Genomic DNA, 26,605 nt, shown 5'->3' on the forward strand with positions numbered 1-26,605 from the left:
GTGTTCCAATCTGTAATATCAGCCAAAAGCTTAATCCAGATTAAGATAAAAGGGTGTGGCTGTGCGTGACAGACACACCCTCAAAGTGTATGGAATTACACCAATTCAATAATAACTACTGGTGCACCATCGCCGCGGCGAGGGCCCATTTTCATTATACGTGTATAACCGCCTTGGCGATCTGCATAACGAGGTGCCACTGTATCAAAGAGTTTTTGAAGTGCAAACACTGTTGCTTCTTCGCCCTCTTCATTTTCAACAGTCACCGTTTCACGACGAATATATTCAGCAGCTTGACGACGTGCATGTAGATCTCCACGTTTACCAAGAGTAATCATCTTTTCTACTACTGAACGCAATTCTTTCGCACGCGCTTCAGTTGTTTGGATGCGCTCATGGACGATTAAATCTGTCGTAAGGTCGCGTAGCATTGCTTTACGTTGTGAACTTGTGCGTCCAAGTTTTCTGTATCCCATTTGAAGTTTCCCTCCTTCAAGTATATGTCAGTTATTCTTCAGAGCGTAACTCAAGGTTTAGCTCATCCAATTTAGCCTTCACTTCTTCAAGTGATTTGCGGCCTAGGTTTCGCACTTTCATCATTTCGTCTTCGGACTTGTTCGCAAGTTCCAAAACGGTATTGATGCCTGCACGCTTCAAGCAGTTATAAGATCGGACAGAAAGGTCAAGTTCTTCAATCGTCATCTCAAGAACCTTCTCTTTTTGGTCTTCTTCTTTCTCTACCATGATTTCTGCAGTTTGTGCTTCGTCAGTCATACCAACGAATATATTTAAGTGTTCCGTTAAAATTTTAGCTCCAAGTGAAACAGCTTCTTTAGGGCCGATGCTGCCATCTGTCCACACATCGAGTGTCAACTTATCAAAGTTGGTACTTTGACCGACGCGAGTGTTCTCTACTTGAAAATTAACACGTGATACTGGAGTGTAAATTGAGTCGATCGGAATTACACCAATCGCTAGATCCTCACGTTTGTTTTGATCGGAAGGAACATATCCACGTCCACGTACAGCATACATACGCATACGTAAATGTCCATTTTTACCGAGAGTAGCAATCGGGAGATCTGGATTCAATACTTCGACATCACTATCATGTGTGATATCCGCAGCCGTCACGACGCCTTCACCTTTCACATCGATCTCAATAACTTTCTCATCATCTGAGTAAATCTTGAGAGCGAGCTTCTTCACGTTCAAAATAACTGTCGATACGTCTTCAACGACACCTTCAATTGTTGAGAATTCATGAAGCACTCCATCGATTTGAATAGATGTCACAGCCGCTCCTGGTAATGAAGACAAGAGTATGCGACGCAAGGAATTCCCTAGGGTGTTTCCGTATCCACGCTCCAGCGGTTCGATAATAAACTTACCAAACTGTGAATCTTCACCGATCGTAACTGTTTCAATCTTTGGTTTCTCAATCTCGATCATTTATTTACCCTCCTCAAAACGTCTTCTGTATTGGTTTAACCATATTGAATTCACTGATAATAGGTATCCTATTTCAACAGTATTAACAAAAATTGTCTTTCTTAATCCAATAGATTCAAACCGATTATACGCGACGACGTTTTGGCGGGCGGCAACCATTGTGCGGAACCGGAGTTACGTCTCTGATCGCAGTAACTTCAAGACCTGCAGCTTGTAGTGAACGGATAGCCGCTTCACGACCAGCACCTGGTCCTTTAACTGTTACTTCCAATGATTTTAAACCATGTTCCATTGCTGTTTTCGCTGCAGTTTCAGCAGCCATTTGTGCAGCAAATGGAGTGGATTTACGAGAACCTCTGAAGCCAAGTGCACCAGCACTAGACCATGAAAGTGCATTACCGTGGCTATCTGTAATAGTAACGATAGTATTATTGAACGTCGAACGGATATGTGCAATACCAGTTTCAATATTCTTTTTCACACGACGTTTACGAGTTTGTTGTTTACGTGCCATGTTGGAAAGAGCCCTCCTTTACCTATTATTTTTTCTTGTTTGCGATTGTACGTTTTGGACCTTTACGAGTACGTGCATTGTTTTTCGTGTTTTGTCCACGAACAGGCAATCCACGACGGTGACGGATTCCACGGTTACTACCGATTTCCATCAAACGCTTGATGTTAAGAGAAGTTTCACGACGTAGATCCCCTTCTACTTTCAAGCTGTCAATTTCCTCACGAATTTTGTCAAGCTCTGCATCCGTTAGATCACGAACTCGTGTCTCTTCAGATATGTTAGTTGCATTCAAAATATTTTTCGCAGTTGTTTTACCGATTCCAAAAATATATGTCAATGAAATGACAACGCGCTTATCGCGCGGAACGTCTACACCAGCAATACGTGCCATATAAGTTGTGCACCTCCTTGTGTTTTAACCTTGTCTTTGTTTGTGTTTTGGATTTTCACAGATTACCATTACTCGGCCGCGTCTACGAATAACTTTACATTTTTCGCAGATCGGTTTTACAGATGGTCTTACTTTCATCCTACCCAACCTCCTTCAATATTCCGGAGTGCAAAAGTTTTATTTAAAACGGTATGTGATACGACCACGTGTCAAATCATAAGGCGAAAGTTCCATTGTCACTTTGTCGCCAGGCAGAATACGAATAAAGTGCATACGAATTTTACCTGATACGTGTGCTAGCACCGTATGTCCGTTTTCCAACTCCACTTTAAACATCGCATTTGGCAACGTTTCAAGAACAGTTCCTTCTACCTCAATTACGTCGTCCTTCGCCATCAATCCTGTCTCCCTTCTATATCCAATAAAGGCTTTCACCATCGAGCGGCATCAGTCGCCTTCAAAAAGCTTCCTTCAACATATGTCCAGTTTGCATGAGTGATGTTCGAAAGACGTCTGCCACATTTCGCTGTTTCGCATTTCTGCGAGTGAGTTCCTTTATTGTTCTCACAGCGGTTACCAATTAAACATTATAACGCGGTTTACGCGATAATGCATGTAGGAACTACTGAAGAATCAATCGAAAAACTCTCATTGTCCTATACCGGGCACCCTATGCTTTTGCAGCTCGTTTTCAACCATTACTTTCCGAACAGTGATGCAGTTGTGCCCGAAAAGGATTGATTACTTCGTGTTTCCTTGCAATACTGTATCCAAATCCTTGAATACAAGATCAATGTCTTGTTGACCATTAATTTTTGTCAGCACACCTTTTTCGCCATAAAAGTCGAGTAAAGGAGCTGTCTGATTCATATTTACTTCCAAACGATTCATGACAGTCTCGGGATTGTCATCTGCGCGTTGGTAAAGCTCGCCACCGTCTTTATCACAAATACCTTCTACCTTTGGCGGGTTGAAGATCAAGTGATAGGACGTGCCGCACACTTTACAAATACGACGTCCAGATAATCTTGCAACTAATTCTTCTGTATCGACTTCAATGTCTAATACATACTCGATTTGCTTACCTAAGTCTTCAAGCAATGCATCTAATGCTTCTGCCTGAGCAACTGTTCTAGGAAATCCATCAAGAAGAAAACCTTTGTCACAATCCGATTTGCTCAACCGCTCACGTACGATACCAATAGTAACTTCATCAGGAACCAATGCTCCTTGATCCATGAACGATTTTGCTTTAACTCCAAGTTCCGTGCCATCTTTGATGGCAGCACGGAACATATCGCCTGTAGAAATATGAGGGATTCCGTACTTTTCGACAATTTTATCTGCTTGCGTACCTTTACCAGCACCCGGCAGACCCATTAATACGATATTCATACGTCCTTGCCCTCCATTTAGTTACACAATAGGTCAGGCTATTGCTTTTTATTTCATAAAGCCTCTGTAATGTCTCTTCACTAACTGAGATTCCAATTGCTTCATTGTTTCAAGGGCAACCCCTACTACGATGAGCAAGCTCGTTCCGCCGATTTGAGCGGATTGAGGCAGATTCGCCAAGTTGATGAAGAAAATAGGCATGACAGCAACAACGGCAAGGAAGATCGAGCCGACGAATGTCAGTCTATACAGAGTACTAGTTAAATACTTTTGAGTATTTGCACCCGGACGAATTCCTGGAATATACGCACCTTGTTTTTTCAGGTTTTCAGCCATATTCTCCGGATTCACTTGAATGAATGCATAGAAATAGGTGAACGCGACAATGAGTGTTACATATAAAATCATCCCGATCGGATTTGTATAATCGAAAATCCGAATGATTGTTTTAGTTACACTATTCTCACCGAAAAATGGAGCGATTTGTTGTGGTGTGATGAAAAATGCCACAGCAAAGATTACTGGAATAACACCCGCAGCATTTAATTTCAAAGGTAAATGTGTTTGTTGGCTTGCAACCGACTGATTACGTCCTGAAACGCGTTTCGCATATTGAATCGGAATCTTCCGCAAAGCTTCTTGGAAGTAAATAACTCCAACTACAATCGCTACGATTACGATCAGCAGTAATATCATCGTTGCAATCCGGATAAATAGTGCATCTCCAGCGTCTTGGATTTGAGTTACATACAACTGGTTTACAGCATTCGGAATACCGGCGACAATCCCTGCAAAAATAATGATGGAAATACCATTTCCGACACCTTTCGCAGTAATTTGTTCACCAAGCCATAGTAGGAAAGATGTTCCTGCAGTCAACACAATCGCAATTACGACATATGTAGACACACTATTATCCGCTATCAGCTGACCACCAAACGTTTGGTTAAAACCAAAGGACATGGCAATTGCTTGGATAAAAGCCAGAACAATTGTGAAGTATCTTGTGAACTGTGCAAGTTTACGTCTTCCAACGTCCCCTTGTTTTGACCACTCAGTAAACTTCGGCACAACATCCATTTGCAATAACTGCACAATGATGGAAGCAGTGATATACGGCATGATCCCCATTGCGAAGATTGAAAAGTTTGAAAGTGCACCTCCACCGAAAGTGTTCAAAAAACCGATAAACTGGTTATTTGATTGTTGTAAAGCAGTTGCATCAACGTTTGGAACCGGAACAAATGTCCCTAGTCTAAACACGATGAGCACTAGGAGGGTAAAAATTATTTTAGACCGGATCTCTTTCACACGCATGAAGTTAGAGATTGTCTGAAACATTATACCACCTCAGTTTGCCCGCCCGCTTTTTCGATTGCTTCTTTTGCAGAAGCGGAGAATTTATTAGCTTTAACAGTAATCTTTTTCTCAAGTGTTCCGTTTCCAAGAATCTTGATACCAGATTTTGCGTTACTAACAACTCCAGTTTCAATTAGCAGTTCCGGCGTTACTTCCGTGCCTTCTTCGAAACGATTTAATGTGTCAAGGTTAACGATCGCATAATCTTTACGATTGATGTTCGTGAACCCACGCTTAGGAAGTCGTTGGAAAAGAGGAATTTGTCCACCTTCGAAACCAAGACGTACACCGCCGCCTGAACGTGCGTTTTGACCTTTGTGACCTTTACCGGAAGTTTTACCTGTTCCAGAACCAATCCCACGACCAATACGTTTACGGTTTCTACGAGATCCCTCAGCTGGTTTTAACTCGTGTAATTTCATCTTATCGGCACCTCCTTATTCTAAAATAACACTTAGATTTCCTTAACGGTTACCAAGTGACTGACCTTTGTGATCATACCACGGATTGCATCATTGTTTTGATGCTCAACTGTTTGATTTAACTTTCGAAGACCTAGCGCTTCAATTGTTTTACGTTGTGTCGGCTTAGAACCGATAACACTTTTCGTAAGGGTGACTTCAAGTTTGTTCGCCATTGTATTTCCCCCCTTAACCTAACAGTTCTTCCACGGATTTACCACGCAATTTTGCTACATCTTCTGCGCGTTTCAAATTCTGCAATCCTTCGATTGTCGCACGTACCATGTTGATTGGTGTGCTTGATCCAAGAGATTTTGAAAGAATATCCGTGATGCCTGCAAGTTCAAGTACCGCACGAACTGGTCCGCCCGCAATTACTCCAGTACCTGGAGCAGCTGGTTTGATAAGGATCTGTCCTGCACCAAAGCGTCCTAGCACTTCATGTGGAGTTGTACCTTTAACCATTGGCACTTCAATCAAGTTTTTCTTCGCATCTTCAATCGCTTTACGGATTGCGTCTGGAACTTCTTGTGCTTTACCAGTTCCAAAACCGACACGGCCGTTTTTATCACCGACAACGACAAGTGCAGTAAAGCGGAAACGACGTCCACCTTTCACCACTTTCGCAACTCGGTTGATCGTTACTACGCGTTCTTCAAACTCACTTTTGTTTTGATCATTACGACGCATGAAATATGTCCCTCCTTCTTAATTAAAATTCCAGTCCATTTTCGCGTGCTGCATCAGCAAGAGCTTTAACACGGCCATGGAAAAGATATCCGCCACGGTCGAAAACAACCGACTTGACGTCTTTTTCAACAGCTTTTTTCGCAATAAGCTCGCCGACTTTAGCTGCAGATGCAGCGTTCCCTGTAGATCCAGCCTCAACTTCTTTATCCATTGTAGAAGCACTAACGATTGTTACACCATTCATGTCGTCAATCAATTGTGCATAGATATGTTTGTTTGAACGGTAAACGTTTAGACGTGGACGCTCTGCAGTTCCGCTGATTTTCGTACGCACACGTGCGTGACGCTTTTTACGGACAGCGTTTTTATCTTGTTTCGTGATCATCGTGGTCACTCCTTCCAAATACCTCAGGCGGTATTATTTACCTGTTTTACCTTCTTTACGACGAACGATTTCGCCTTCATATCGAATACCTTTACCTTTATAAGGCTCTGGTGGACGTACTTGACGGATGTTAGAAGCAAGAGCACCTACGTGTTCTTTGTTGTAGCCGCGGACAATAATTTTCGTGTTCGCCGGCACTTCAACTTCTACACCTTCTTCTGGTGTGAATTCAACAGGATGTGAATACCCAACATTCAATACAAGTTTCTTACCTTGCATTTGTGCACGATATCCAACCCCGATCAATTCTAGCGTGCGTTCAAATCCAGTTGATACACCAACCACCATGTTGTTAAGCACAGAGCGTGTTGTACCGTGGATTGAACGATGATCTTTAGAATCAGAAGGACGAGTCAATGTAATGACATTACCTTCCTGGTTGATAGTGATTTCTTGATCTAATTGTCTTGAAAGTTCACCTTTCGGACCTTTAACAGTTGCGAAGTTATCAGCTGAAATTGTTACCGTAACGTTTTCAGGAACTTCGATCTGACGATTACCAATACGGGACATTCTATTGCACCTCCATTCATTTGTCGCAAATTACCAAACGTAAGCGACGACTTCTCCACCGATTTGTTTAGCGCGGGCTTCTTTGTCTGTTACTACACCGTTTGATGTAGAAACTAGTGCAACACCTAAGCCATTAAGCACTTTAGGTACTTCATTTGATTTTGCATACACACGAAGTCCTGGTTTAGAAATACGTTTCAAGCCGTTGATTACGCGCTCGTTATCTTGGCCGTATTTAAGGAAAATGCGGATGATGCCTTGTTTGTTATCTTCCACGTATTCCACATCACGAACGAAACCTTCTCGTTTTAAGATTTCAGCGATTTCTTTCTTTACGTTTGAAGCAGGTACCTCAAGCTTCTCGTGGCGAACCATGTTCGCGTTACGGATGCGTGTAAGCATATCTGCAATCGGATCACTCATTGTCATTGAATTAACCTCCTTCCCTAATTAGGGGATTACCAGCTGGCTTTTTTGACGCCAGGAATTTGTCCCTTATATGCAAGTTCGCGGAAACAAATACGGCAAAGTTTAAATTTGCGATATACTGAATGTGGGCGACCACAACGTTCGCAACGTGTATATTCTTGTACTTTGTACTTTGGCGTACGTTTCTGTTTAGCGATCATTGATTTCTTAGCCACGTTTTCGCCTCCCTATTATTTTACTTTTGGAACGGCATGCCACACTGTGTAAGCAGTTCACGTGCTTCTTCGTCAGTGTTTGCAGTCGTCACGATGACGATGTCCATTCCGCGTACTTTTGATACTTTATCGTAGTCAATTTCAGGGAAAATAAGTTGCTCTTTCACACCTAATGTGTAGTTTCCGCGACCATCGAACGCTTTTTTAGAAACGCCACGGAAGTCACGTACACGTGGTAGTGAGACAGACACTAATTTATCGAGAAACTCATACATGCGTTCACCGCGAAGCGTTACTTTTGCTCCGATCGGCATACCTTCACGTAGACGGAAACCAGCGATAGACTTCTTCGCTTTTGTTACGACTGGTTTTTGACCTGAGATAATTGTTAGATCTTCAACAGCTGCGTCAAGTGCTTTCGCGTTTTGAACAGCATCACCAACACCCATGTTGATAACGATTTTATCAACTTTAGGGACTTGCATTACAGATGTATATTCAAACTTGCTCATAAGAGCAGGAGTGATTTCTTTAGTAAATTTCTCTTTCAAACGACTCATCAGTCGGACCTCCTTTCATGCCTTACTTACTTATCCAGTGCTTCACCGGATTTTTTCGCAATACGTACTTTCTTACCGTCTTCCACTTTATAACCTACACGAGTCGGCTCGCCTGATTTAGGATCGATGACCATCACGTTTGAGACATGAATAGCAGCTTCTTGGCTTACAATTCCGCCTTGAGGGTTTTCTTGGTTCGGTTTCGTATGTTTCTTGACGATATTAATACCTTCAACAAGCACACGGTTTTTTTTCGGATAAGCAGTTAGGATCACACCTGTTTTACCTTTATCTTTACCAGAGATCACCATAACTTTGTCGCCTTTTTTAACGTGCATCTATCGCACCTCCTTGACTGGCTCTGTCATTAGAATTAAAGAACTTCTGGAGCGAGTGAAATGATTTTCATGAAGTTGCTGTCACGAAGTTCGCGAGCAACTGGTCCGAAAATACGTGTTCCACGTGGTCCCTTGTCATCACGGATGATAACGCAAGCATTTTCGTCAAACGTAATGTAAGAACCGTCTTTACGACGAACTCCACTTTTCGTACGAACGATGACCGCTTTTACAACGTCACCCTTCTTAACAACGCCACCTGGTGTTGCTTTCTTCACTGTACAAACAACGATATCACCGATATTAGCTACTTTACGGCCTGTGCCACCTAGCACTTTGATCGTAAGTACTTCACGAGCACCAGAGTTGTCAGCAACTTTCATACGAGTTTCTTGTTGAATCATCGAGGCTACCTCCTTCCAAAATCTGAGTTAAAAACCGATTAGATGATGACCGCTTTTTCAACGACTTCTAGAAGACGGAAACGCTTAGTTGCGGATAATGGACGAGTTTCCATAATACGAACTACATCGCCAATTTTCGCTTCGTTTAGCTCATCATGTGCTTTGAACTTTTTAGAATACTTTACACGCTTACCGTATAAAGAATGTTTTTTATGTGTTTCTACCATTACCGTAACGGTTTTATCCATTTTATCGGAAACGACACGGCCTGTGTATACTTTGCGCTGGTTACGCTCAGTCATGGCTGCAACCTCCTTCATCAGTTATTTGCACTGATTTCTCTTTGACGTATTACAGTTTTCATGCGCGCAATCGATTTGCGTACTTCACGGATGCGTGCAGTGTTTTCTAATTGACCTGTCGCTAACTGGAAGCGAAGGTTGAAAAGCTCTTCTTTCAGTGATTTCACTTTTTGCTCGATTTCTGCAGTTGTTAAGTCACGAATTTCTTTAGCTTTCATTAGACTCACCACCAATTTCTTCACGTTTTACAAACTTGCTTGTTACAGGAAGTTTGTGCGATGCGAGTCGAAGCGCTTCACGAGCTACCTCTTCTGGAACACCTGCAATTTCAAACATTACTCTACCGGGCTTCACAACTGCAACCCAGCCTTCTACAGCACCCTTACCGGAACCCATCCGGACTTCTAGAGGCTTTTTAGTATATGGTTTATGCGGGAAAATATTGATCCAAACTTTACCGCCACGTTTCATATAACGAGTCATAGCGATACGCGCAGATTCAATTTGACGGTTCGTGATCCAACCTGATTCTGTAGCTTGAAGACCAAACTCACCAAATTGTACAGTAGCGCCACCTTTTGTTTCACCACGCATTTTCCCACGGAATACACGACGATGTTTAACACGTTTAGGCATTAACATGATTATTTGCCTCCTTCCCCAGAGTTCTTCTTGACTGGAAGGACTTCACCACGATAAATCCATACTTTAACGCCAAGCTTACCATAAGTAGTATCAGCTTCAGCATGTGCATAGTCTATATCAGCACGTAATGTATGAAGAGGGACAGTTCCTTCACTATAGTGTTCTGCACGCGCAATATCGGCACCGCCGAGACGTCCAGAAACTTGTGTTTTGATACCTTTAGCGCCTGCACGGATCGTACGTTGAATTGCTTGTTTTTGTGCACGACGGAAAGATACACGGCTTTCCAATTGACGAGCGATTGATTCTGCGACTAGTTTCGCATCCAAATCAGCACGTTTTACTTCTACGATATTGATGTGTACACGCTTGCCTGTGATTTCGTTAAGTTGTTTACGAAGTGCTTCGACTTCGGAACCACCTTTACCGATAACCATACCTGGCTTTGCAGTGTGGATTGTAATGTTTACACGCTTAGCAGCACGCTCAATTTCAACTTTAGAAACTGATGCATCTACAAGACGCTTTTCAATATATTCACGAATCTTTAAGTCTTCGTGTAGTAAGGACGCATAATCTTTTTCCGCGTACCATTTTGAGTCCCAGTCACGGATGACACCGACACGCAGTCCATTAGGATGTACTTTTTGGCCCACTAATTACCCCTCCTTCTTTTCGGATACCACTAACGTGATGTGGCTCGTACGTTTGTTAATCGCACTTGCACGACCTTGTGCACGTGGACGGAAACGTTTCATTGTTGGTCCTTCATCTACGAATACTTCACTGACGATCAAGTCTTCAGTGTTCATTTCGTAATTGTGTTCAGCATTTGCAATCGCTGATTTCAAAAGTTTTTCTACAACCGGAGATGCCGCTTTAGGCGTAAGTCGTAGAATCGCGACAGCTTCACCGATTTTCTTGCCCCGAATAAGATCAACGACCAAACGGACTTTGCGAGGAGCAATACGGACTGTGCGTACAGATGCTTTAGCTTGTTGCATCAGGATAACCTCCTCTCAATTAGCGTTTTGTTTTCTTATCGTCGGCACCATGGCCTTTGTATGTGCGCGTAGGTACGAATTCACCTAGTTTGTGTCCTACCATATCTTCTGTTACATAAACAGGAACATGTTTGCGTCCATCATATACTGCAATCGTCATACCGATGAATGACGGGAAGATTGTTGAACGGCGTGACCAAGTTTTAATTACCTGTTTCTTTTCTGAATCTTTTTGTGCGTCAACCTTTTTTAGTAAATGGTCATCTGCAAAAGGTCCTTTTTTCAAGCTGCGGCCCATTCTGGAACCTCCTTCCGAGTTTGTACTACGGTCCATCTTCTGAACCGCAGTGCAATCACATTATTTTTTACGACGGCGAACGATAAGTTTATCTGATTTATTGTTCTTAGAACGAGTTTTGTATCCAAGAGTTGGTTTACCCCAAGGAGTAACAGGACTCGGACGGCCGATTGGTGTACGTCCTTCACCACCACCGTGTGGGTGATCGTTAGGGTTCATAACAGATCCACGAACAGTTGGACGCTTGCCTAACCAACGTGAACGACCTGCTTTACCAATGTTAATCAATTCGTGCTGTTCGTTACCGACTTGACCGATTGTTGCACGGCAAGTAGAAAGAATCATACGCACTTCACCTGATTGTAGACGAATGATGACATATTTGCCTTCACGTCCAAGTAGTTGAGCTGAAGTTCCTGCAGAACGAACAAGTTGTCCACCCTTGCCTGGCTTCATTTCAATGTTGTGAATAGTAGAACCCATCGGAATGTTTTCTAGTGGTAGTGCATTCCCTACACGGATATCTGCTTCAGGTCCTGACATGATTGTGGAACCTACTTGCAATCCCTTTGGTGCAAGGATATATTTTTTCTCTCCATCAGCATAATTGATTAATGCGATGTTTGCAGAACGGTTTGGATCGTATTCGATCGTAGCAACGCGTCCTGGTATGCCATCTTTCCGGCGTTGGAAATCGATGACGCGGTATTGGCGCTTATGTCCTCCACCATGGTGACGAACTGTCATTCTACCTTGGTTGTTACGTCCGCCGTTACGCTTGATTGGTTCAAGCAATGATTTTTCTGGTTTATCTGTAGTAATTTCAGAGAAATCAGAAGAAGTCATGTTACGACGCCCGTTGGAGGTAGCTTTGTACTTCTTGATCGCCATTTGTGTTCCCTCCTTCATTATTTGTGCGTTAATTACATTTCAAAAAGTTCGATATCTTTGGAATCAGCTGTAAGTGTAACAATCGCTTTGCGGCGTTTGTTTGTATAGCCAGCATGTTTCCCCATACGTTTGAACTTACCTTTGTAGTTCTGAACGTTTACTTTTTCAACTTCTACACCGAAAATTTCTTCGATAGCTTGTTTAACATGCGTTTTGTTCGCGCGTGTATCCACTTCGAATGTATATTTTCTAAGATCCATTTGCTCAGAAGAACGCTCGGTAATGACCGGACGTTTCAAAATATCACGTGCTTCCATTAACCAAGCACCTCCTCTACTTTTTCAACTGCTGCTTTAGTCATAACGAGTTGATCATGTCCGACTAGGTCAAGAACATTGATGCCGTTCGCTGTAACTACGCTAACGCCAGGAATATTACGTGCAGACAAAGCTACTGTTTCTTCCAGGTCAGCTGTAACAAATAGTGCTTTCTTTGTAATTGAAAGATCTTCAAGTACTTTAACAAAGCCTTTTGTCTTTGGTGCATCAAACGCCAAGTTGTCCACAACGATTAGTTCTTCTGCGCGAACTTTCGTTGAAAGTGCAGAAAGAAGTGCTAAACGACGAACTTTCTTAGGCATTTTATAGCTATAGCTACGTGGTGTTGGACCGAATACGATACCGCCCCCGCGCCATTGTGGTGATCTGATTGAACCTTGACGTGCACGGCCTGTGCCTTTTTGGCGCCATGGTTTACGACCGCCGCCTGCAACTTCTGCGCGAGTTTTAACCTTATGGTTACCTTGGCGCAAAGAAGCTTGTTGTTGAACGATTGCTTCATATAATACTGCTTCGTTCGGCTCGATTCCAAAAATCGCATCGTTTAATTCGATGTCGCCGACTGCAGAACCTGTTTGACTTACTACAGATACTTTAGGCATTCCTATTTCCTCCTTCCTGTTTTACTCAGTTCCCTTTAATTGCGCTTTTCACTTGAACAAGTGATTTGCGAGCTCCAGGAACGTTACCTTTTACTAGCAACAAGTTGCGTTCTTCGTCAACTCGTACGATTTCAACGTTTTGGATCGTTACTGTTTTGCCACCAGTACGTCCAGGTAGTTTCTTCCCTTTGAATACACGTTGTCCATCAACCGCTCCTAGAGAACCTGGTGCGCGGTGGAAACGAGATCCGTGAGTCATTGGTCCACGTGAGAAACCGTGACGCTTAATGACACCTTGGAATCCTTTACCTTTTGATACTCCTGTAATGTCTACTACATCGCCTGCTGCAAATGTATCGACTTTGACTTCCTGACCAACTTCGTATGCACTAACGTCTGCTCCGCGAATTTCGCGAATGAAGCGCTTAGGTGCCGTGTTAGCTTTTGCTACGTGGCCTTGCTCAGGCTTGTTTGAAAGCTTTTCACGTTTATCGTCAAATCCAAGTTGGATTGATTCGTAGCCGTCTGTATCAACTGTCTTCTTTTGAAGAACAACGTTTGGAGCAGCTTCAATCACTGTTACTGGGATTAAATCGCCGTTTTCAGCAAATACTTGCGTCATACCGACTTTTCTTCCTAAGATTCCTTTGGTCATTAGTCACACCTCCTGTAATATTCATTGTTTTATTTTTTATAGTTTGATTTCGATGTCGACGCCTGATGGTAAATCAAGCTTCATTAACGCATCCACAGTTTGTGGAGTCGGATTCACGATATCGATTAAACGTTTGTGTGTACGCATTTCAAATTGCTCACGTGAATCTTTGTAAATGTGAACTGAACGCAATACCGTGTAAACTGATCTTTCAGTTGGCAACGGAATTGGACCTGAAACACTTGCACCAGAACGTTTAGCCGTTTCAACAATCTTCTCAGCTGACTGATCCAACATTCTGTGATCATAAGCTTTCAAACGAATACGAATCTTTTGTTTTGCCATTACTTTCCCTCCCTTTCGCCTATTTTCTAGACAATTCTCCACGAAAATTTCCCATACACGCGCCATGGCAAAGCGGCCGGGTGTATCGGCAACCTCTCGCTTCATCGCAGTCAAAGACCAACATTCAACATTATACATAACTTAAGAGGATCGCGCAACCCTTTTGAAGAAATTAGTCTATTTTTTAATCCGTTTATTATTTTAACAGGTTTTACAGCGAGATGCACGTATTTAGAAAGCACTTTTTTCTTTTAAACCATGTAAATTATAATCAAATGCAAGTGATTTAGATTAGGCAGATGTAGTGCATCACTACTGCTTAATATTTCTTTTGATAAACATAAAAAAATCCCGCCGTTAAGGCGGGATTCAATCGAATTATTTTGTGATTGTAGCTACAACGCCAGCTCCAACTGTACGTCCACCTTCACGGATTGAGAATTTAGTACCTTCTTCAATCGCGATTGGAGAGATCAGTTCAACTGTCATTTCAACGTTATCCCCAGGCATAACCATTTCTACGCCTTCAGGAAGTTGGATAATACCTGTTACGTCAGTTGTACGGAAGTAGAACTGAGGACGGTAGTTAGAGAAGAATGGAGTATGACGTCCACCCTCTTCTTTTGAAAGAACATACACTTCAGATTTGAACTGAGTGTGTGGTGTGATTGAACCTGGCTTAGCAAGAACTTGTCCACGCTCGATGTCTTCACGAGATACTCCACGAAGAAGTGCACCGATGTTGTCTCCAGCTTCTGCATAGTCAAGAAGTTTACGGAACATTTCTACACCTGTTACAGTAGTAGATTTTGGTTCTTCAGTAAGACCGATGATGTCAACAACATCTCCGACTTTAACTACTCCACGCTCAACACGTCCTGTTGCAACTGTACCACGACCTGTGATTGAGAATACGTCCTCAACAGGCATCATGAATGGCTTGTCAGTATCACGTTCTGGAGTTGGGATATAATCATCAACAGCTTGCATCAATTCAATGATTTTAGCTTCCCAATCTGCTTCTCCTTCAAGAGCTTTAAGAGCAGATCCACGGATTACTGGAATATCATCGCCAGGGAAGTCATATTCAGATAGAAGTTCACGGATTTCCATTTCTACTAGTTCAAGTAGTTCTTCATCGTCTACCATGTCACATTTGTTCATGAAGACAACTAGGTAAGGAACACCTACTTGACGTGAAAGAAGGATGTGCTCACGAGTTTGTGGCATTGGGCCGTCAGCAGCAGATACTACTAGGATTCCGCCATCCATTTGTGCAGCACCAGTGATCATGTTTTTAACATAGTCAGCGTGACCTGGGCAGTCAACGTGTGCATAGTGACGCTTTTCAGTTTCATACTCAACGTGTGAAGTACTGATTGTGATTCCACGCTCTTTTTCTTCAGGTGCGTTATCAACGTCAGCGTATGATTTCGCTTCTCCACCCATTGCTTTAGATAGAACTGTTGCAATAGCTGCAGTCAAAGTTGTTTTACCATGGTCAACGTGACCAATTGTTCCTACGTTTGCGTGCTCCTTGGAGCGGTCGAATTTTTCTTTACCCATTTTAGAGGTCCTCCCTTAAATTCAAAAGTTTAGTTTTTATAGCATGGAAGCCGAAAGCGTACCCTCGACTATCCATATCTTACAAGTATTCACTGTCAGAAACAAGGATGAACTTTATTATTCACCTTTGTTTTTCTTGATTACTTCTTCAGCAACTGACTTTGGAACTTCTTCATAGTGATCGAACACCATGGAGAATACTCCGCGGCCTTGCGTATTAGAACGAAGTGCTGTTGCATAACCGAACATTTCAGCAAGTGGAACCATTGCACGAACAACTTGTGCGTTACCACGAGCTTCCATACCTTCTACACGTCCACGACGGGATGTAATGTCACCCATAATGTCGCCCATGTATTCTTCTGGAATGATTACTTCTACTTTCATTGTTGGTTCAAGAAGTACTGGTGAACATTTAGATGCTGCATTTTTCAAAGCCATGGATGCAGCGATCTTGAATGCCATTTCGTTGGAGTCAACGTCATGGTAAGATCCATCATATAGACGTGCTTTGATATCGATTAATGGATATCCAGCCAAAATACCGTTGTCTAATGAATCACGAAGTCCTGCTTCAACTGCTGGGATATATTCACGAGGAACAGTACCACCAACAATATTGTTTTGGAATTCGAATCCTTTTCCTTCTTCATTTGGACCAAACTCGATCCAAACGTGACCAAATTGTCCACGTCCACCTGATTGACGTACGAATTTACCTTCGACTTCAGCAGACTGACGGAATGTTTCGCGGTAAGAAACTTGTGGCGCGCCCACGTTTGCTTCCACTTTGAATTCACGCTTCAGACGGTCAACGATGATGTCCAAGTGAAGTTCACCCATACCTGCGATGATAACTTCGCCTGTTTCTTGATCCGTATGTGCACGGAACGTTGGATCTTCTTCTTGTAACTTAGCAAGAGCTTGACCCATTTTATCTTGGTCCGCTTTTGTTTTTGGCTCGATCGCTACGGAAATAACAGGTTCAGGGAATTCCATTGATTCTAAGATAATCAAGGCTTTCTCATCACAAAGTGTGTCGCCTGTTCCCGTATCTTTCAAACCTACAGCAGCAGCAATTTCACCCGCATGCACTTCAGAAATTTCTTCACGGCTGTTCGCGTGCATCTGCAGGATACGTCCTACGCGTTCACGTTTGCCTTTTGAAGAGTTTGTAACATAAGAACCTGCTTGAAGTACGCCTGAATAAATACGGAAGAATGTAAGTTTCCCTACATAAGGATCCGTCATTACTTTAAATGCAAGTGCAGAGAATGGCTCTTCATCGCTAGAATGACGCTCTTCCTCTTCTTCAGTATCAGGATTTGTTCCTACCATTGGAGGAATATCAAGTGGTGATGGCAAGTAGTCGACTACTGCATCCAACACTAATTGTACTCCCTTGTTTTTGAAAGCTGTTCCGCAAACTACAGGATAGAATTCAACCGCTAATGTAGCTCTACGAATAGCTGTTTTGATTTCTTCTACTGTTAGTTCTTCGCCGCCGAGATACTTTTCCATTAAGTCTTCGTCAAAGTCTACGATTGCTTCAATTAGCTTTTCACGGTACTCATTCGCTTGCTCTAAATATTCAGCAGGGATATCTTCCACTGTCACATCAGTGCCTAGGTCATTCGGATACAATGTCGCTTTCATTTCGATCAAGTCGATAATTCCAGAGAATTGATCTTCTGCACCGATCGGCAATTGGATAGGATGCGCATTCGCTTGTAGGCGATCGCGAAGAGTTCCGATAGAGTAAAGGAAATCTGCACCTGTTTTATCCATTTTGTTTACGAATACAAGACGTGGTACTTTGTAGTTTGTCGCTTGACGCCAAACTGTTTCCGTTTGTGGCTCAACACCTGATTGAGCATCAAGTACTGTAACGGCACCATCTAGTACACGCAATGAACGTTCAACTTCCACTGTGAAGTCTACGTGTCCCGGTGTATCGATGATGTTTACGCGGTGACCTTTCCATGCAGCTGTTGTAGCAGCAGATGTAATCGTAATTCCACGTTCTTGTTCTTGCTCCATCCAGTCCATTTGTGAAGCACCTTCGTGTGTTTCACCAATTTTGTGGATTTTACCTGTGTAAAAAAGGATCCGCTCAGTTGTCGTTGTCTTACCAGCGTCAATGTGAGCCATGATACCAATGTTACGAGTATTCTCTAAGGAGAACTCTCTAGCCATATTGTAAACTCCTTCCGTTTCGGATTACTGCTGTAGTTTATCCGGACTTACCAACGATAGTGAGCGAATGCTCTGTTGGCTTCAGCCATTTTATGCATTTCTTCACGGCGTTTTACAGAAGCACCTGTGTTGTTAGAAGCATCAAGAATTTCGTTCGCTAGACGTTCTTCCATTGTTTTCTCTCCACGAGTACGTGAATAGTTAACAAGGTAACGAAGACCTAGCGTAGTACGACGTTCAGGACGCACTTCAACTGGCACTTGATAGTTCGCTCCACCAACACGGCGAGCACGCACTTCAAGAACTGGCATTACATTATTTAAAGCTGCTTCAAATACTTCAATTGGTTCTTTACCAGAACGTTCTTTAACAATTTCGAACGCTCCATAAAGGATTTTTTGAGAAGTACCTTTCTTACCGTCTACCATCATTTTGTTGATAAGGCGGCTTACAAGCTTGGAATTATAAATCGGATCAGGTAATACATCGCGTTTTGCAACTGGACCTTTACGAGGCATAATTAGTTCCTCCTTTCGATATCATTAGATTATATTATTTCTTTTCTTTTGGTTTCTTTGCGCCGTATTGAGAACGGCTTTGCATACGGCCAGTAACTCCAGCTGTATCAAGCGCACCACGTACGATATGGTAACGAACACCCGGTAAGTCTTTTACACGACCTCCGCGGATTAGTACCACACTGTGTTCTTGCAAGTTGTGGCCTTCACCTGGGATATACGCGTTAACTTCCAAAGTATTTGTCAAACGAACACGAGCATATTTACGTAGCGCCGAGTTCGGTTTCTTAGGAGTCATAGTACCAACACGTGTACAAACACCTCTTTTTTGTGGTGAGTTCACGTTTGTCATTGACTTTTTAAAGCTGTTGTAGCTTTTTCCTAGAGCCGGTGATTTAGAATTCTCCGATTTCGACTTACGAGGATTACGGACTAATTGGTTAATTGTAGGCATCAGGTTGTTCCTCCTTCCGAGCTTTTTGTAATACCACACATCCAGGTGGTTCATTTTTAGGTAAAAACAAAGTTCTTGTGCGTGCACACACAAAAACGGAATTCAGTAAACTCCAGAGATCTCTGTTCACTGTTGTTTTATAATGATGATTGCTTCTCGCCGTCACTTATAAAAGTTTCGACCAACAACTATCAACCTTTTGTATATTATCATCTGCAGAAAGACTTGTCAACAAGTTTGAGAAAATCAATTTTGCTTAATAAAGATAAACGGGACCGAGGTCCCGTTTATTCTTAATCTACTGTAATTGTTTCTTCTTGTTCTTCATGTTCCATCTTGATCTGACGGTATCTTTGCATACCAGTTCCTGCAGGTACTAATTTCCCGATAATGACGTTTTCTTTCAGACCTAGCAACTCATCTGTTTTACCTTTGATGGCCGCATCTGTAAGAACTCTCGTCGTTTCCTGGAACGAAGCCGCTGATAAGAAGGACTCTGTTTCAAGCGAGGCTTTAGTAATTCCAAGAATAACTGGACGTGAAGTCGCTGGCGCTTTGCCTGACAACAACACTTTCGCATTCGCTTCAGCAAACTGATGAATATCCAATAAAGAACCTGGCAGAAGATCTGTATCTCCAGCTTCGATTATCCGAACTTTGCGCAACATTTGACGAACCATTACTTCTACGTGCTTATCGCCAATTTCTACCCCTTGCATTCGGTAAACCTTCTGTACTTCTTTTAATAAATACTCTTGTACAGTTGCTACATCTTTGACCACGATCAATTCTTTCGGATCGATGGAACCTTCTGTAATACTTTCGCCTCGTTCAATCACGTCGCCTTCTTCTACTTTCAAGCGCGCATTATACGGAGCCAAATATTTACGTGTTTCCACTTCACCTTGGATGGTAATCTCTTTTTGACCTTCACGGATTTCGTCGATATCCACAACTGTTCCGGCAATCTCTGAAATGACCGCCTGCCCTTTCGGATTCCGAGATTCGAATATCTCCTGAATCCGCGGAAGACCTTGTGTAATATCGTCTCCAGCTACCCCACCTGTGTGGAATGTCCGCATCGTCAACTGCGTACCAGGTTCACCAATAGATTGAGCCGCAATAATACCTACTGCTTCTCCTACTTCCACTGCTTCACCTGTAGCCAAGTTAATTCCGTAACATTTTTTACAAACACCATGCTTTGTATTACAAGTAAATGCCGAACGAATCGTCACCTGTTCAATACCTGCCTGAATGATTGTAGTAGCAGCATCAGCTGTAATTAAACCATTCTTCTCCAGAATCACTTCGCCTGTTTCCGGATGGAAAATAGTCTTTTTCGTATGACGGCCTTCAATACGCTCTTGAAGAGTTTCAATCATTTCATTTCCTTCTGTCAAAGCAGCGATTTCAAGACCACGGTCTGTACCACAGTCGTCTTCGCGCACTATGACATCTTGTGCAACGTCTACTAGACGACGCGTCAAGTAACCTGAGTCAGCTGTTTTCAAGGCTGTATCTGCAAGACCTTTACGCGCACCGTGAGTGGAGATAAAGTATTCGAGTACTGTCAGTCCTTCACGGAAAGAGGATTTGATCGGAAGTTCGATAATCCGTCCAGCCGGGTTGGCCATCAGTCCCCGCATACCTGCGAGTTGCGTAAAGTTCGATGCATTACCACGTGCCCCGGAGTCACTCATCATGTAAATCGGGTTTTCATTATCCAATGAATCCATCAATTTATTCTGAATAACATCTTTCGCATGGCTCCAGTAAGAAATAACACGGTCATAACGTTCTTCTTCGGTAATTAAACCACGGCGGAACTGTTGAGTGACCTTATCCACTTTCTCCTGTGCATCATGTAAAATATCCGCTTTGTTCGGCAAGACAACGATATCCGAAATACCGATTGTAATACCAGCACGAGTAGAATATTTGAATCCGAGGTTTTTCATTCGGTCCAGCATCCTTGACGTTTCCGTAATATGGAATCGTTTGAAGATCTCCGCGATGATGTCTCCTAAGATCCCCTTTTTGAAAGGCGATACAAGCTCTGCATTCTCCAAGTGTTCTTTCACATTTACCGTTCCATCTACGAAATACTTATCAGGCGTCTCCACTTGCAAGTTGTTGTCGGTCGGTTCGTTGATGTAAGGGAACGACTCAGGCAGAATCTCGTTGAAAATTATTTTACCTACAGTAGTCAGTAAAAGCTGTTTGTTCTGCTCTTCTGTAAATGTAGGATTATTTATGCTACCCGCTTGGATTGCAATACGGGTGTGCAAGTGAACGTGTCCGGTTTGATAAGCAATTAATGCCTCATTCGGATCACTGAATACTGAACCTTCCCCAGCTGAATCTTTGCGTTCCAATGTTAAATAATAATTCCCGAGAACCATATCCTGTGAAGGAGTAACAACCGGCTTCCCGTCTTTCGGATTCAAAATGTTTTGAGCAGCTAGCATCAACAGACGCGCTTCTGCTTGTGCTTCCGCAGAAAGAGGAACGTGGACTGCCATTTGGTCACCGTCAAAGTCAGCGTTATATGCCGTACAGACGAGTGGATGCAATGTAATCGCTCGACCTTCTACGAGCATCGGTTCAAATGCCTGGATTCCCAGACGGTGAAGCGTCGGTGCTCGGTTAAGAAGTACTGGATGTTCTTTAATTACATCTTCAAGTACATCCCATACTTCGGAATGCAAACGCTCAATCTTTCTTTTCGCACTCTTGATATTATGGGCTAAATTACGTTCCACCAATTCTTTCATAACGAACGGCTTGAATAGCTCAATCGCCATTTCTTTCGGCAGTCCGCATTGATACATTTTCAGACTAGGTCCTACTACGATTACGGAACGACCTGAATAGTCTACTCGTTTACCTAGTAAGTTCTGACGGAAACGACCTTGTTTCCCTTTCAACATATGAGAAAGAGATTTCAAAGGACGATTACCAGGACCTGTAACCGGTCTACCGCGGCGTCCATTATCTACAAGCGCATCTACCGCTTCTTGCAACATACGTTTTTCGTTTTGGACAATGATGCCTGGTGCACCTAAATCTAATAGTCGTTTCAGTCGGTTATTCCGGTTAATGACACGACGGTACAGATCATTTAGGTCAGAAGTTGCGAAACGTCCGCCGTCTAGCTGTACCATTGGTCGCAACTCTGGAGGGATAACAGGGAGAACTTCCAAAACCATCCACTCTGGGCGGTTTCCTGAGTTACGGAATGACTCCACAACTTCCAGGCGTCTGATCGCTCTTGTACGACGTTGACCTTGGACCGTTTTCAACTCTTCTTTTAAGGAATCTGTTTCTTTGTCTAAATCAATTGCACGCAGCAGTTGCTCAATCGCTTCTGCTCCCATGGCTGCTTGGAATTTAGAACCGTATTTTTCACGATAAATCCGGTATTCTTTTTCCGAAAGTAACTGTTTCCGCTCTAGTGGTGTATCAGCGGGATCTACTACTACGTAAGAAGCGAAATAAATAATCTCTTCTAATGCACGTGGTGTCATGTCTAGAATCAAGCCCATCCGGCTAGGAATTCCTTTGAAATACCAAATGTGCGTGACAGGTGCTGCAAGCTCAATGTGACCCATTCGTTCGCGGCGCACTTTTTGACGCGTTACTTCTACGCCACAACGATCACAGACGACGCCTTTGTAACGAACCCGCTTATACTTACCGCAATGACATTCCCAGTCTTTTGTCGGTCCGAAAATTCTTTCGCAGAACAATCCGTCCTTCTCAGGTTTCAACGTACGGTAGTTGATAGTTTCAGGTTTTTTTACTTCTCCATATGACCAAGAACGGATCTTGTCTGGTGAAGCCAGGCCAATTTTCATATACTCAAAATTATTAACATCGATCAAGGAGCCTACCTCCCTTTAGTCTAATCGCCGCAATGGCTTGTCAGGCAACTTTACTTGTAGTGTCGCATTCAGCCAGAAGTATTTCTTAAGCTGAATAGAATAGAAGAGGGTGCTCGAAGCCCTCTTCTATTCGGTTGTGATTTTCTTATTTATGTTAGTTCAGATCAGCGCTTTCCGCTTTAGGATATCGGTTGATCTTCTTTCATCAAGTTCAATGCGTCAGTTGGCTGCAAGTCTTCTTCGTCCTCTAAGTCTCGCAACTCGATTTCTTCAAGGTCTTCGGTCAGCATTTTGACATCCAACCCAAGACTTTGCAGTTCTTTGATAAGAACTTTAAACGATTCCGGTACACCTGGTTGAGGCACACTGTCTCCTTTGACAATCGCTTCGTATGTTTTCACACGGCCTACGACATCATCGGATTTGACTGTTAAGATTTCTTGCAAGGTATAAGCTGCACCATATGCCTCAAGTGCCCACACTTCCATCTCACCGAAACGCTGTCCACCGAACTGCGCTTTACCACCAAGTGGTTGCTGTGTAACGAGAGAGTACGGACCAGTGGAACGTGCGTGCAACTTGTCATCAACCATGTGCGCCAGCTTAATCAAGTACATGACACCGACAGATACGCGGTTATCAAATGGTTCACCTGAACGGCCATCATACAAGACAGTTTTACCGTCTCGGTTCATGCCTGCCTCTTCCATAGTAGACCACACATCTTCTTCGTTCGCCCCGTCAAATACAGGGGATGCCATGTGCGTCCCTAGGCTGCGTGCCGCCATACCCAAGTGCATTTCAAGAACCTGTCCGATGTTCATCCGTGACGGAACCCCTAGTGGATTCAACATGACATCAATCGGTGTGCCATCCGGCAAGTAAGGCATTTCAGATTCTGGTAAGATTCTAGAAATAACCCCTTTGTTTCCGTGACGTCCGGCCATTTTGTCTCCGACAGAGATTTTACGTTTTTGTACAATGTATACTCGGACTAGCTGGTTAACTCCTGGAGAAAGTTCATCGCCGTCTTCACGGTTGAATACTTTCACGTCAAGCACGATCCCACCGGCACCGTGTGGAACACGCAGTGATGTATCGCGGACTTCACGTGCTTTTTCTCCAAAGATTGCGTGTAGAAGGCGTTCTTCAGCAGTCAATTCCGTTACCCCTTTAGGAGTTACTTTACCGACCAAGATATCGCCGTCCCGAACTTCTGCACCTACTCGGATAATTCCTCTATCGTCAAGATTGCGCAATGCATCTTCTCCGACATTCGGAATGTCACGAGTGATTTCTTCCGGTCCAAGCTTCGTATCACGCGCTTCTGACTCATATTCTTCAATATGGACAGATGTGAAGACATCGTCTTTTACTAGACGTTCACTCATGATAATAGCATCCTCGTAGTTATAACCATCCCATGTCATGAACGCAGTCAGAACATTACGACCGAGCGCAAGCTCTCCTTGTTCCATAGACGGGCCGTCTGCTAATATATCAAGCGGTTTTACACGGTCGCCCACTTGGACGATCGGACGTTGGTTATAGCAAGTCCCTTGGTTGGAACGAATGAATTTAGACAAACGATAAATTGCAAGGTCACCCTTCACTTCTTTACCGTCAATTTCTTCAATTCTGCGAATGCGTACTTCTTTCGCTTCCACATGCTCCACGATTCCGTAATGCTTGGAAACAACCGCTGCGCCTGAATCACGCGCTGAGATATGCTCCATACCCGTTCCTACGAAAGGCGCTTCCGGGTTCAATAGAGGAACCGCTTGACGTTGCATGTTCGCCCCCATCAACGCACGGTTGGAGTCATCATTCTCTAGGAATGGGATACATGCAGTCGCTGCAGAAACGACCTGTTTAGGAGAAACGTCCATATAGTCAATTTGGTCCCGTTTGAAGACTGTGTTGTCCCCTTGGAAACGTCCTACGACTTCATCATTGACAAATGAACCGTCCTCGCCAAGTGGCGCGTTTGCTTGTGCTACTACGTAATTATCCTCAATATCCGCTGTCAGATAATCGATTTGCGCTGTTACACGGCCTGTTTCAGGATCTACCTTCCGATAAGGTGTCTCAATAAAACCAAAACGATTTACTTTAGCAAATGTAGATAATGAGTTAATCAGCCCAATGTTCGGACCCTCCGGCGTTTCAATCGGACACATACGGCCGTAGTGTGAGTAATGCACGTCACGAACTTCCATCCCTGCACGTTCACGAGTCAAACCACCTGGTCCGAGTGCAGATAAACGACGTTTGTGCGTCAATTCAGCAAGCGGATTCGTTTGGTCCATGAACTGAGACAGCTGGGAACTTCCGAAGAACTCTTTTATAGACGCGATAACTGGACGTATATTGATCAATTGTTGCGGTACGATGGATTGTGTATCGTTGATGGACATACGTTCTTTAACAACACGCTCCATCCGGGATAGTCCGATACGGAATTGGTTTTGAAGCAACTCACCAACAGAACGCAAACGACGATTTCCAAGGTGATCTATATCATCTGTATTTCCCACGCCATGTAAGAGGTTAAAGAAATAGCTGATAGAAGCTACAATATCTGAAGGGGTAATATGTTTAACAGACTCGTCTACTTCAGCATTAGAAATGACATTGAGTACTTGTTTTTCTTCACTTTTCGGTGCGTAAATTTTTAGCGTTTGAATCGTCATTGGCTCTTCCAAAACCGATCCGACATGTTCAATTGACTGCGTGTTAATACCTTCGGATAAAAACGGAAGCAGTCGATCTAGAGTACGTCGGTCAATCAACTGATCTTTCTCCACGAGAATTTCTCCAGTTTCAGGATCAACAAGCGTTTCCGCGGCAGTTTGATTGAAAAGTCGGTTTTGCAGATGAAGCTTTTTATTCATTTTATAACGTCCGACATTCGCCAAATCATAACGTTTCGGATCAAAGAAACGAGAATAAAGCAAACTTCTTGCACTATCTAGCGTTGGTGGTTCACCCGGACGTAAGCGCTCGTAAATTTCAAGCATAGCTTTTTCCGAAGTCTCGGTGTTATCTTTTTCAAGTGAATTACGTAGGTATTCATTATCACCGATCAAATCGATAATTTCTTGGTCAGTCGAGAAGCCTAATGCACGCAGCAAGACAGTAATGGGCAATTTACGAGTACGATCGATCCGTACATGTACAACGTCCTTTGCATCTGTCTCATATTCAAGCCATGCACCACGGTTCGGAATAACAGTAGCGCCAAAACCGCGTTTACCGTTTTTGTCCATTTTATCATTGTAATAGACACTTGGCGAACGAACGAGCTGAGAAACGATAACTCGTTCTGCTCCATTAATAATGAATGTGCCGTTTTCGGTCATAAGCGGGAAATCTCCCATGAAAACGTCTTGTTCTTTTACATCGCCAGTTTCTTTATTGTGAAGACGTACTTTTACACGAAGCGGTGCTGCGTATGTCACATCGCGCTCCTTCGATTCGTCTACCGGGTATTTTGGTTCACCCAGTTGGTAGTCGATAAATTCCAAGGATAGGTTTCCAGTGAAATCTTGGATAGGAGAAATATCTCGGAACATTTCTCGCAAACCTTCCTCCAAGAACCACTCATACGATGCCGTTTGAATTTCAATCAAATTTGGCAGATCGAGCACTTCGTTGATTCGCGCAAAACTTCTACGCTGACGATGTTGACCATACTGAACTAAATGACCTGTCAACTCATTCACCCCTCATTAAGAC

Annotated in this window: 35 protein-coding genes; all 35 read right to left on the reverse strand. The window is 43.2% G+C overall.

The genetic code is table 11. The features are described from left to right. Window positions 1-95: 95 nt before the first annotated feature. The gene (rplQ, locus tag MKX97_RS16590; protein ID WP_009499029.1) at window positions 96-476 is read right to left on the reverse strand and encodes a 50S ribosomal protein L17; all 381 of its coding nucleotides are present in this window, start codon (window positions 474-476) and stop codon (window positions 96-98) included. Between the two features lie 31 nt (window positions 477-507). Further along, the gene (locus tag MKX97_RS16595) at window positions 508-1,452 is read right to left on the reverse strand and encodes a DNA-directed RNA polymerase subunit alpha (protein WP_009499030.1); all 945 of its coding nucleotides are present in this window, start codon (window positions 1,450-1,452) and stop codon (window positions 508-510) included. A gap of 124 nt (window positions 1,453-1,576) precedes the next feature. After that, window positions 1,577-1,966, reverse strand: coding sequence for a 30S ribosomal protein S11 (gene rpsK / locus MKX97_RS16600; protein WP_009499031.1), 390 nt, complete (start codon window positions 1,964-1,966; stop codon window positions 1,577-1,579). 25 nt (window positions 1,967-1,991) lie between these two features. Next, window positions 1,992-2,357, reverse strand: a complete 366-nt coding sequence (gene rpsM, locus MKX97_RS16605; protein WP_009499032.1) for a 30S ribosomal protein S13 — start codon at window positions 2,355-2,357, stop codon at window positions 1,992-1,994. A 24-nt stretch (window positions 2,358-2,381) separates the two neighbouring features. Then, window positions 2,382-2,495: a 50S ribosomal protein L36 gene (gene rpmJ, locus MKX97_RS16610; RefSeq protein ID WP_076758849.1), complete on the reverse strand. Its 114-nt coding sequence runs from the start codon at window positions 2,493-2,495 to the stop codon at window positions 2,382-2,384. Window positions 2,496-2,534: 39 nt separating this feature from the next. Beyond that, window positions 2,535-2,753 (reverse strand): translation initiation factor IF-1, encoded by a 219-nt coding sequence (infA, locus tag MKX97_RS16615; RefSeq protein ID WP_040759924.1) that lies wholly within the window; start codon window positions 2,751-2,753, stop codon window positions 2,535-2,537. Between the two features lie 345 nt (window positions 2,754-3,098). Then, entirely contained in the window at window positions 3,099-3,752 is a 654-nt protein-coding gene (locus tag MKX97_RS16620) for an adenylate kinase (protein ID WP_009499036.1), read from the reverse strand. Between the two features lie 48 nt (window positions 3,753-3,800). Beyond that, on the reverse strand, window positions 3,801-5,093 hold the full coding sequence (secY, locus tag MKX97_RS16625) for a preprotein translocase subunit SecY (protein ID WP_342536526.1): 1,293 nt from the start codon (window positions 5,091-5,093) through the stop codon (window positions 3,801-3,803). Continuing rightward, on the reverse strand, window positions 5,093-5,533 hold the full coding sequence (gene rplO / locus MKX97_RS16630; RefSeq protein WP_009499038.1) for a 50S ribosomal protein L15: 441 nt from the start codon (window positions 5,531-5,533) through the stop codon (window positions 5,093-5,095). Before rplO ends, secY begins: the two co-directional genes overlap by 1 nt. A gap of 32 nt (window positions 5,534-5,565) precedes the next feature. Beyond that, complete coding sequence (gene rpmD, locus MKX97_RS16635; RefSeq protein ID WP_009499039.1) at window positions 5,566-5,748, reverse strand: 50S ribosomal protein L30; 183 nt, start codon at window positions 5,746-5,748, stop codon at window positions 5,566-5,568. Between the two features lie 13 nt (window positions 5,749-5,761). Next, complete coding sequence (gene rpsE / locus MKX97_RS16640) at window positions 5,762-6,262, reverse strand: 30S ribosomal protein S5 (RefSeq protein WP_009499040.1); 501 nt, start codon at window positions 6,260-6,262, stop codon at window positions 5,762-5,764. 22 nt (window positions 6,263-6,284) lie between these two features. Continuing rightward, window positions 6,285-6,647, reverse strand: a complete 363-nt coding sequence (rplR, locus tag MKX97_RS16645) for a 50S ribosomal protein L18 (RefSeq protein WP_078818360.1) — start codon at window positions 6,645-6,647, stop codon at window positions 6,285-6,287. Between the two features lie 33 nt (window positions 6,648-6,680). Further along, a complete protein-coding gene (gene rplF / locus MKX97_RS16650) occupies window positions 6,681-7,220 on the reverse strand; it encodes a 50S ribosomal protein L6 (protein WP_009499042.1) in 540 nt (179 codons plus the stop codon). Between the two features lie 30 nt (window positions 7,221-7,250). Then, window positions 7,251-7,649, reverse strand: coding sequence for a 30S ribosomal protein S8 (gene rpsH / locus MKX97_RS16655; protein ID WP_009499043.1), 399 nt, complete (start codon window positions 7,647-7,649; stop codon window positions 7,251-7,253). 29 nt (window positions 7,650-7,678) lie between these two features. Beyond that, entirely contained in the window at window positions 7,679-7,864 is a 186-nt protein-coding gene (gene rpsN, locus MKX97_RS16660) for a 30S ribosomal protein S14 (protein ID WP_009499044.1), read from the reverse strand. 20 nt (window positions 7,865-7,884) lie between these two features. Beyond that, entirely contained in the window at window positions 7,885-8,424 is a 540-nt protein-coding gene (rplE, locus tag MKX97_RS16665) for a 50S ribosomal protein L5 (protein WP_009499045.1), read from the reverse strand. Window positions 8,425-8,450: 26 nt separating this feature from the next. Beyond that, window positions 8,451-8,762, reverse strand: coding sequence for a 50S ribosomal protein L24 (rplX, locus tag MKX97_RS16670; protein ID WP_342536527.1), 312 nt, complete (start codon window positions 8,760-8,762; stop codon window positions 8,451-8,453). Window positions 8,763-8,797: 35 nt separating this feature from the next. Beyond that, window positions 8,798-9,166, reverse strand: a complete 369-nt coding sequence (gene rplN / locus MKX97_RS16675) for a 50S ribosomal protein L14 (protein WP_009499047.1) — start codon at window positions 9,164-9,166, stop codon at window positions 8,798-8,800. Window positions 9,167-9,204: 38 nt separating this feature from the next. Next, window positions 9,205-9,468: a 30S ribosomal protein S17 gene (rpsQ, locus tag MKX97_RS16680; RefSeq protein ID WP_040759927.1), complete on the reverse strand. Its 264-nt coding sequence runs from the start codon at window positions 9,466-9,468 to the stop codon at window positions 9,205-9,207. Window positions 9,469-9,485: 17 nt separating this feature from the next. Beyond that, window positions 9,486-9,686, reverse strand: a complete 201-nt coding sequence (gene rpmC / locus MKX97_RS16685; protein ID WP_009499049.1) for a 50S ribosomal protein L29 — start codon at window positions 9,684-9,686, stop codon at window positions 9,486-9,488. After that, the gene (rplP, locus tag MKX97_RS16690) at window positions 9,676-10,110 is read right to left on the reverse strand and encodes a 50S ribosomal protein L16 (RefSeq protein WP_009499050.1); all 435 of its coding nucleotides are present in this window, start codon (window positions 10,108-10,110) and stop codon (window positions 9,676-9,678) included. The genes rpmC and rplP overlap by 11 nt, the downstream gene beginning before the upstream one ends. A 2-nt stretch (window positions 10,111-10,112) precedes the next feature. Further along, the gene (rpsC, locus tag MKX97_RS16695; RefSeq protein ID WP_009499051.1) at window positions 10,113-10,769 is read right to left on the reverse strand and encodes a 30S ribosomal protein S3; all 657 of its coding nucleotides are present in this window, start codon (window positions 10,767-10,769) and stop codon (window positions 10,113-10,115) included. Window positions 10,770-10,772: 3 nt separating this feature from the next. Next, window positions 10,773-11,117 carry a 50S ribosomal protein L22 gene (gene rplV, locus MKX97_RS16700; protein WP_009499052.1) on the reverse strand — a complete coding sequence of 115 codons (345 nt, stop codon included), beginning with the start codon at window positions 11,115-11,117 and terminating at the stop codon, window positions 10,773-10,775. 19 nt (window positions 11,118-11,136) lie between these two features. Then, entirely contained in the window at window positions 11,137-11,415 is a 279-nt protein-coding gene (rpsS, locus tag MKX97_RS16705) for a 30S ribosomal protein S19 (RefSeq protein ID WP_009499053.1), read from the reverse strand. 60 nt (window positions 11,416-11,475) lie between these two features. Beyond that, complete coding sequence (gene rplB, locus MKX97_RS16710; protein ID WP_040759928.1) at window positions 11,476-12,306, reverse strand: 50S ribosomal protein L2; 831 nt, start codon at window positions 12,304-12,306, stop codon at window positions 11,476-11,478. Window positions 12,307-12,338: 32 nt separating this feature from the next. Next, the gene (gene rplW, locus MKX97_RS16715) at window positions 12,339-12,623 is read right to left on the reverse strand and encodes a 50S ribosomal protein L23 (RefSeq protein ID WP_009499055.1); all 285 of its coding nucleotides are present in this window, start codon (window positions 12,621-12,623) and stop codon (window positions 12,339-12,341) included. After that, window positions 12,623-13,246, reverse strand: coding sequence for a 50S ribosomal protein L4 (gene rplD, locus MKX97_RS16720; RefSeq protein WP_009499056.1), 624 nt, complete (start codon window positions 13,244-13,246; stop codon window positions 12,623-12,625). Before rplD ends, rplW begins: the two co-directional genes overlap by 1 nt. A gap of 25 nt (window positions 13,247-13,271) precedes the next feature. Beyond that, complete coding sequence (rplC, locus tag MKX97_RS16725; protein ID WP_009499057.1) at window positions 13,272-13,901, reverse strand: 50S ribosomal protein L3; 630 nt, start codon at window positions 13,899-13,901, stop codon at window positions 13,272-13,274. 36 nt (window positions 13,902-13,937) lie between these two features. Beyond that, on the reverse strand, window positions 13,938-14,246 hold the full coding sequence (gene rpsJ, locus MKX97_RS16730; RefSeq protein WP_040759929.1) for a 30S ribosomal protein S10: 309 nt from the start codon (window positions 14,244-14,246) through the stop codon (window positions 13,938-13,940). A gap of 378 nt (window positions 14,247-14,624) precedes the next feature. After that, the gene (tuf, locus tag MKX97_RS16735) at window positions 14,625-15,812 is read right to left on the reverse strand and encodes an elongation factor Tu (protein WP_009499059.1); all 1,188 of its coding nucleotides are present in this window, start codon (window positions 15,810-15,812) and stop codon (window positions 14,625-14,627) included. 117 nt (window positions 15,813-15,929) lie between these two features. Beyond that, window positions 15,930-18,008 (reverse strand): elongation factor G, encoded by a 2,079-nt coding sequence (gene fusA, locus MKX97_RS16740; RefSeq protein ID WP_009499060.1) that lies wholly within the window; start codon window positions 18,006-18,008, stop codon window positions 15,930-15,932. A gap of 47 nt (window positions 18,009-18,055) precedes the next feature. Further along, window positions 18,056-18,526: a 30S ribosomal protein S7 gene (rpsG, locus tag MKX97_RS16745; protein ID WP_009499061.1), complete on the reverse strand. Its 471-nt coding sequence runs from the start codon at window positions 18,524-18,526 to the stop codon at window positions 18,056-18,058. 34 nt (window positions 18,527-18,560) lie between these two features. Next, a complete protein-coding gene (rpsL, locus tag MKX97_RS16750) occupies window positions 18,561-18,980 on the reverse strand; it encodes a 30S ribosomal protein S12 (protein WP_009499062.1) in 420 nt (139 codons plus the stop codon). A 293-nt stretch (window positions 18,981-19,273) separates the two neighbouring features. Continuing rightward, window positions 19,274-22,867 (reverse strand): DNA-directed RNA polymerase subunit beta', encoded by a 3,594-nt coding sequence (gene rpoC / locus MKX97_RS16755; protein WP_009499063.1) that lies wholly within the window; start codon window positions 22,865-22,867, stop codon window positions 19,274-19,276. A gap of 179 nt (window positions 22,868-23,046) precedes the next feature. Continuing rightward, a complete protein-coding gene (rpoB, locus tag MKX97_RS16760) occupies window positions 23,047-26,592 on the reverse strand; it encodes a DNA-directed RNA polymerase subunit beta (RefSeq protein ID WP_342536529.1) in 3,546 nt (1,181 codons plus the stop codon). Between the last annotated feature and the right edge of the window lie 13 nt (window positions 26,593-26,605).

Source organism: Sporosarcina sp. FSL K6-3508, assembly GCF_038615825.1.
Classification (GTDB): Bacteria; Bacillota; Bacilli; order Bacillales_A; family Planococcaceae; genus Sporosarcina; species Sporosarcina newyorkensis.

Bases quoted from the DNA above. Each gene is read 5' to 3' on its own strand.
- rpsG (WP_009499061.1), bottom strand. From the start codon at position 18,526: ATGCCTCGTAAAGGTCCAGTTGCAAAACGCGATGTATTACCTGATCCG.
- MKX97_RS16620 (WP_009499036.1), bottom strand. From the start codon at position 3,752: ATGAATATCGTATTAATGGGTCTGCCGGGTGCTGGTAAAGGTACGCAA.
- infA (WP_040759924.1), bottom strand. From the start codon at position 2,753: ATGGCGAAGGACGACGTAATTGAGGTAGAAGGAACTGTTCTTGAAACG.
- rpsK (WP_009499031.1), bottom strand. From the start codon at position 1,966: ATGGCACGTAAACAACAAACTCGTAAACGTCGTGTGAAAAAGAATATT.
- rplX (WP_342536527.1), bottom strand. From the start codon at position 8,762: ATGCACGTTAAAAAAGGCGACAAAGTTATGGTGATCTCTGGTAAAGAT.
- tuf (WP_009499059.1), bottom strand. From the start codon at position 15,812: ATGGGTAAAGAAAAATTCGACCGCTCCAAGGAGCACGCAAACGTAGGA.
- rplV (WP_009499052.1), bottom strand. From the start codon at position 11,117: ATGCAACAAGCTAAAGCATCTGTACGCACAGTCCGTATTGCTCCTCGC.
- rplO (WP_009499038.1), bottom strand. From the start codon at position 5,533: ATGAAATTACACGAGTTAAAACCAGCTGAGGGATCTCGTAGAAACCGT.
- rplC (WP_009499057.1), bottom strand. From the start codon at position 13,901: ATGACCAAAGGAATCTTAGGAAGAAAAGTCGGTATGACGCAAGTATTT.
- rpsS (WP_009499053.1), bottom strand. From the start codon at position 11,415: ATGGGCCGCAGCTTGAAAAAAGGACCTTTTGCAGATGACCATTTACTA.
- rpsH (WP_009499043.1), bottom strand. From the start codon at position 7,649: ATGACAATGAGTGATCCGATTGCAGATATGCTTACACGCATCCGTAAC.
- rplN (WP_009499047.1), bottom strand. From the start codon at position 9,166: ATGATTCAACAAGAAACTCGTATGAAAGTTGCTGACAACTCTGGTGCT.
- rpsM (WP_009499032.1), bottom strand. From the start codon at position 2,357: ATGGCACGTATTGCTGGTGTAGACGTTCCGCGCGATAAGCGCGTTGTC.
- fusA (WP_009499060.1), bottom strand. From the start codon at position 18,008: ATGGCTAGAGAGTTCTCCTTAGAGAATACTCGTAACATTGGTATCATG.
- rpmD (WP_009499039.1), bottom strand. From the start codon at position 5,748: ATGGCGAACAAACTTGAAGTCACCCTTACGAAAAGTGTTATCGGTTCT.
- rplP (WP_009499050.1), bottom strand. From the start codon at position 10,110: ATGTTAATGCCTAAACGTGTTAAACATCGTCGTGTATTCCGTGGGAAA.
- secY (WP_342536526.1), bottom strand. From the start codon at position 5,093: ATGTTTCAGACAATCTCTAACTTCATGCGTGTGAAAGAGATCCGGTCT.
- rpsQ (WP_040759927.1), bottom strand. From the start codon at position 9,468: ATGACTGAGCGTAACCAGCGCAAAGTATACACAGGCCGTGTCGTTTCC.
- rpsJ (WP_040759929.1), bottom strand. From the start codon at position 14,246: ATGGCAAAACAAAAGATTCGTATTCGTTTGAAAGCTTATGATCACAGA.
- rpsL (WP_009499062.1), bottom strand. From the start codon at position 18,980: ATGCCTACAATTAACCAATTAGTCCGTAATCCTCGTAAGTCGAAATCG.
- rplE (WP_009499045.1), bottom strand. From the start codon at position 8,424: ATGAGTCGTTTGAAAGAGAAATTTACTAAAGAAATCACTCCTGCTCTT.
- rplR (WP_078818360.1), bottom strand. From the start codon at position 6,647: ATGATCACGAAACAAGATAAAAACGCTGTCCGTAAAAAGCGTCACGCA.
- rplB (WP_040759928.1), bottom strand. From the start codon at position 12,306: ATGGCGATCAAGAAGTACAAAGCTACCTCCAACGGGCGTCGTAACATG.
- rpmJ (WP_076758849.1), bottom strand. From the start codon at position 2,495: ATGAAAGTAAGACCATCTGTAAAACCGATCTGCGAAAAATGTAAAGTT.
- rpsE (WP_009499040.1), bottom strand. From the start codon at position 6,262: ATGCGTCGTAATGATCAAAACAAAAGTGAGTTTGAAGAACGCGTAGTA.
- rplW (WP_009499055.1), bottom strand. From the start codon at position 12,623: ATGGAAGCACGTGATATTTTGAAACGTCCGGTCATTACCGAGCGTTCT.
- rplF (WP_009499042.1), bottom strand. From the start codon at position 7,220: ATGTCCCGTATTGGTAATCGTCAGATCGAAGTTCCTGAAAACGTTACG.
- rplQ (WP_009499029.1), bottom strand. From the start codon at position 476: ATGGGATACAGAAAACTTGGACGCACAAGTTCACAACGTAAAGCAATG.
- rplD (WP_009499056.1), bottom strand. From the start codon at position 13,246: ATGCCTAAAGTATCTGTAGTAAGTCAAACAGGTTCTGCAGTCGGCGAC.
- MKX97_RS16595 (WP_009499030.1), bottom strand. From the start codon at position 1,452: ATGATCGAGATTGAGAAACCAAAGATTGAAACAGTTACGATCGGTGAA.
- rpmC (WP_009499049.1), bottom strand. From the start codon at position 9,686: ATGAAAGCTAAAGAAATTCGTGACTTAACAACTGCAGAAATCGAGCAA.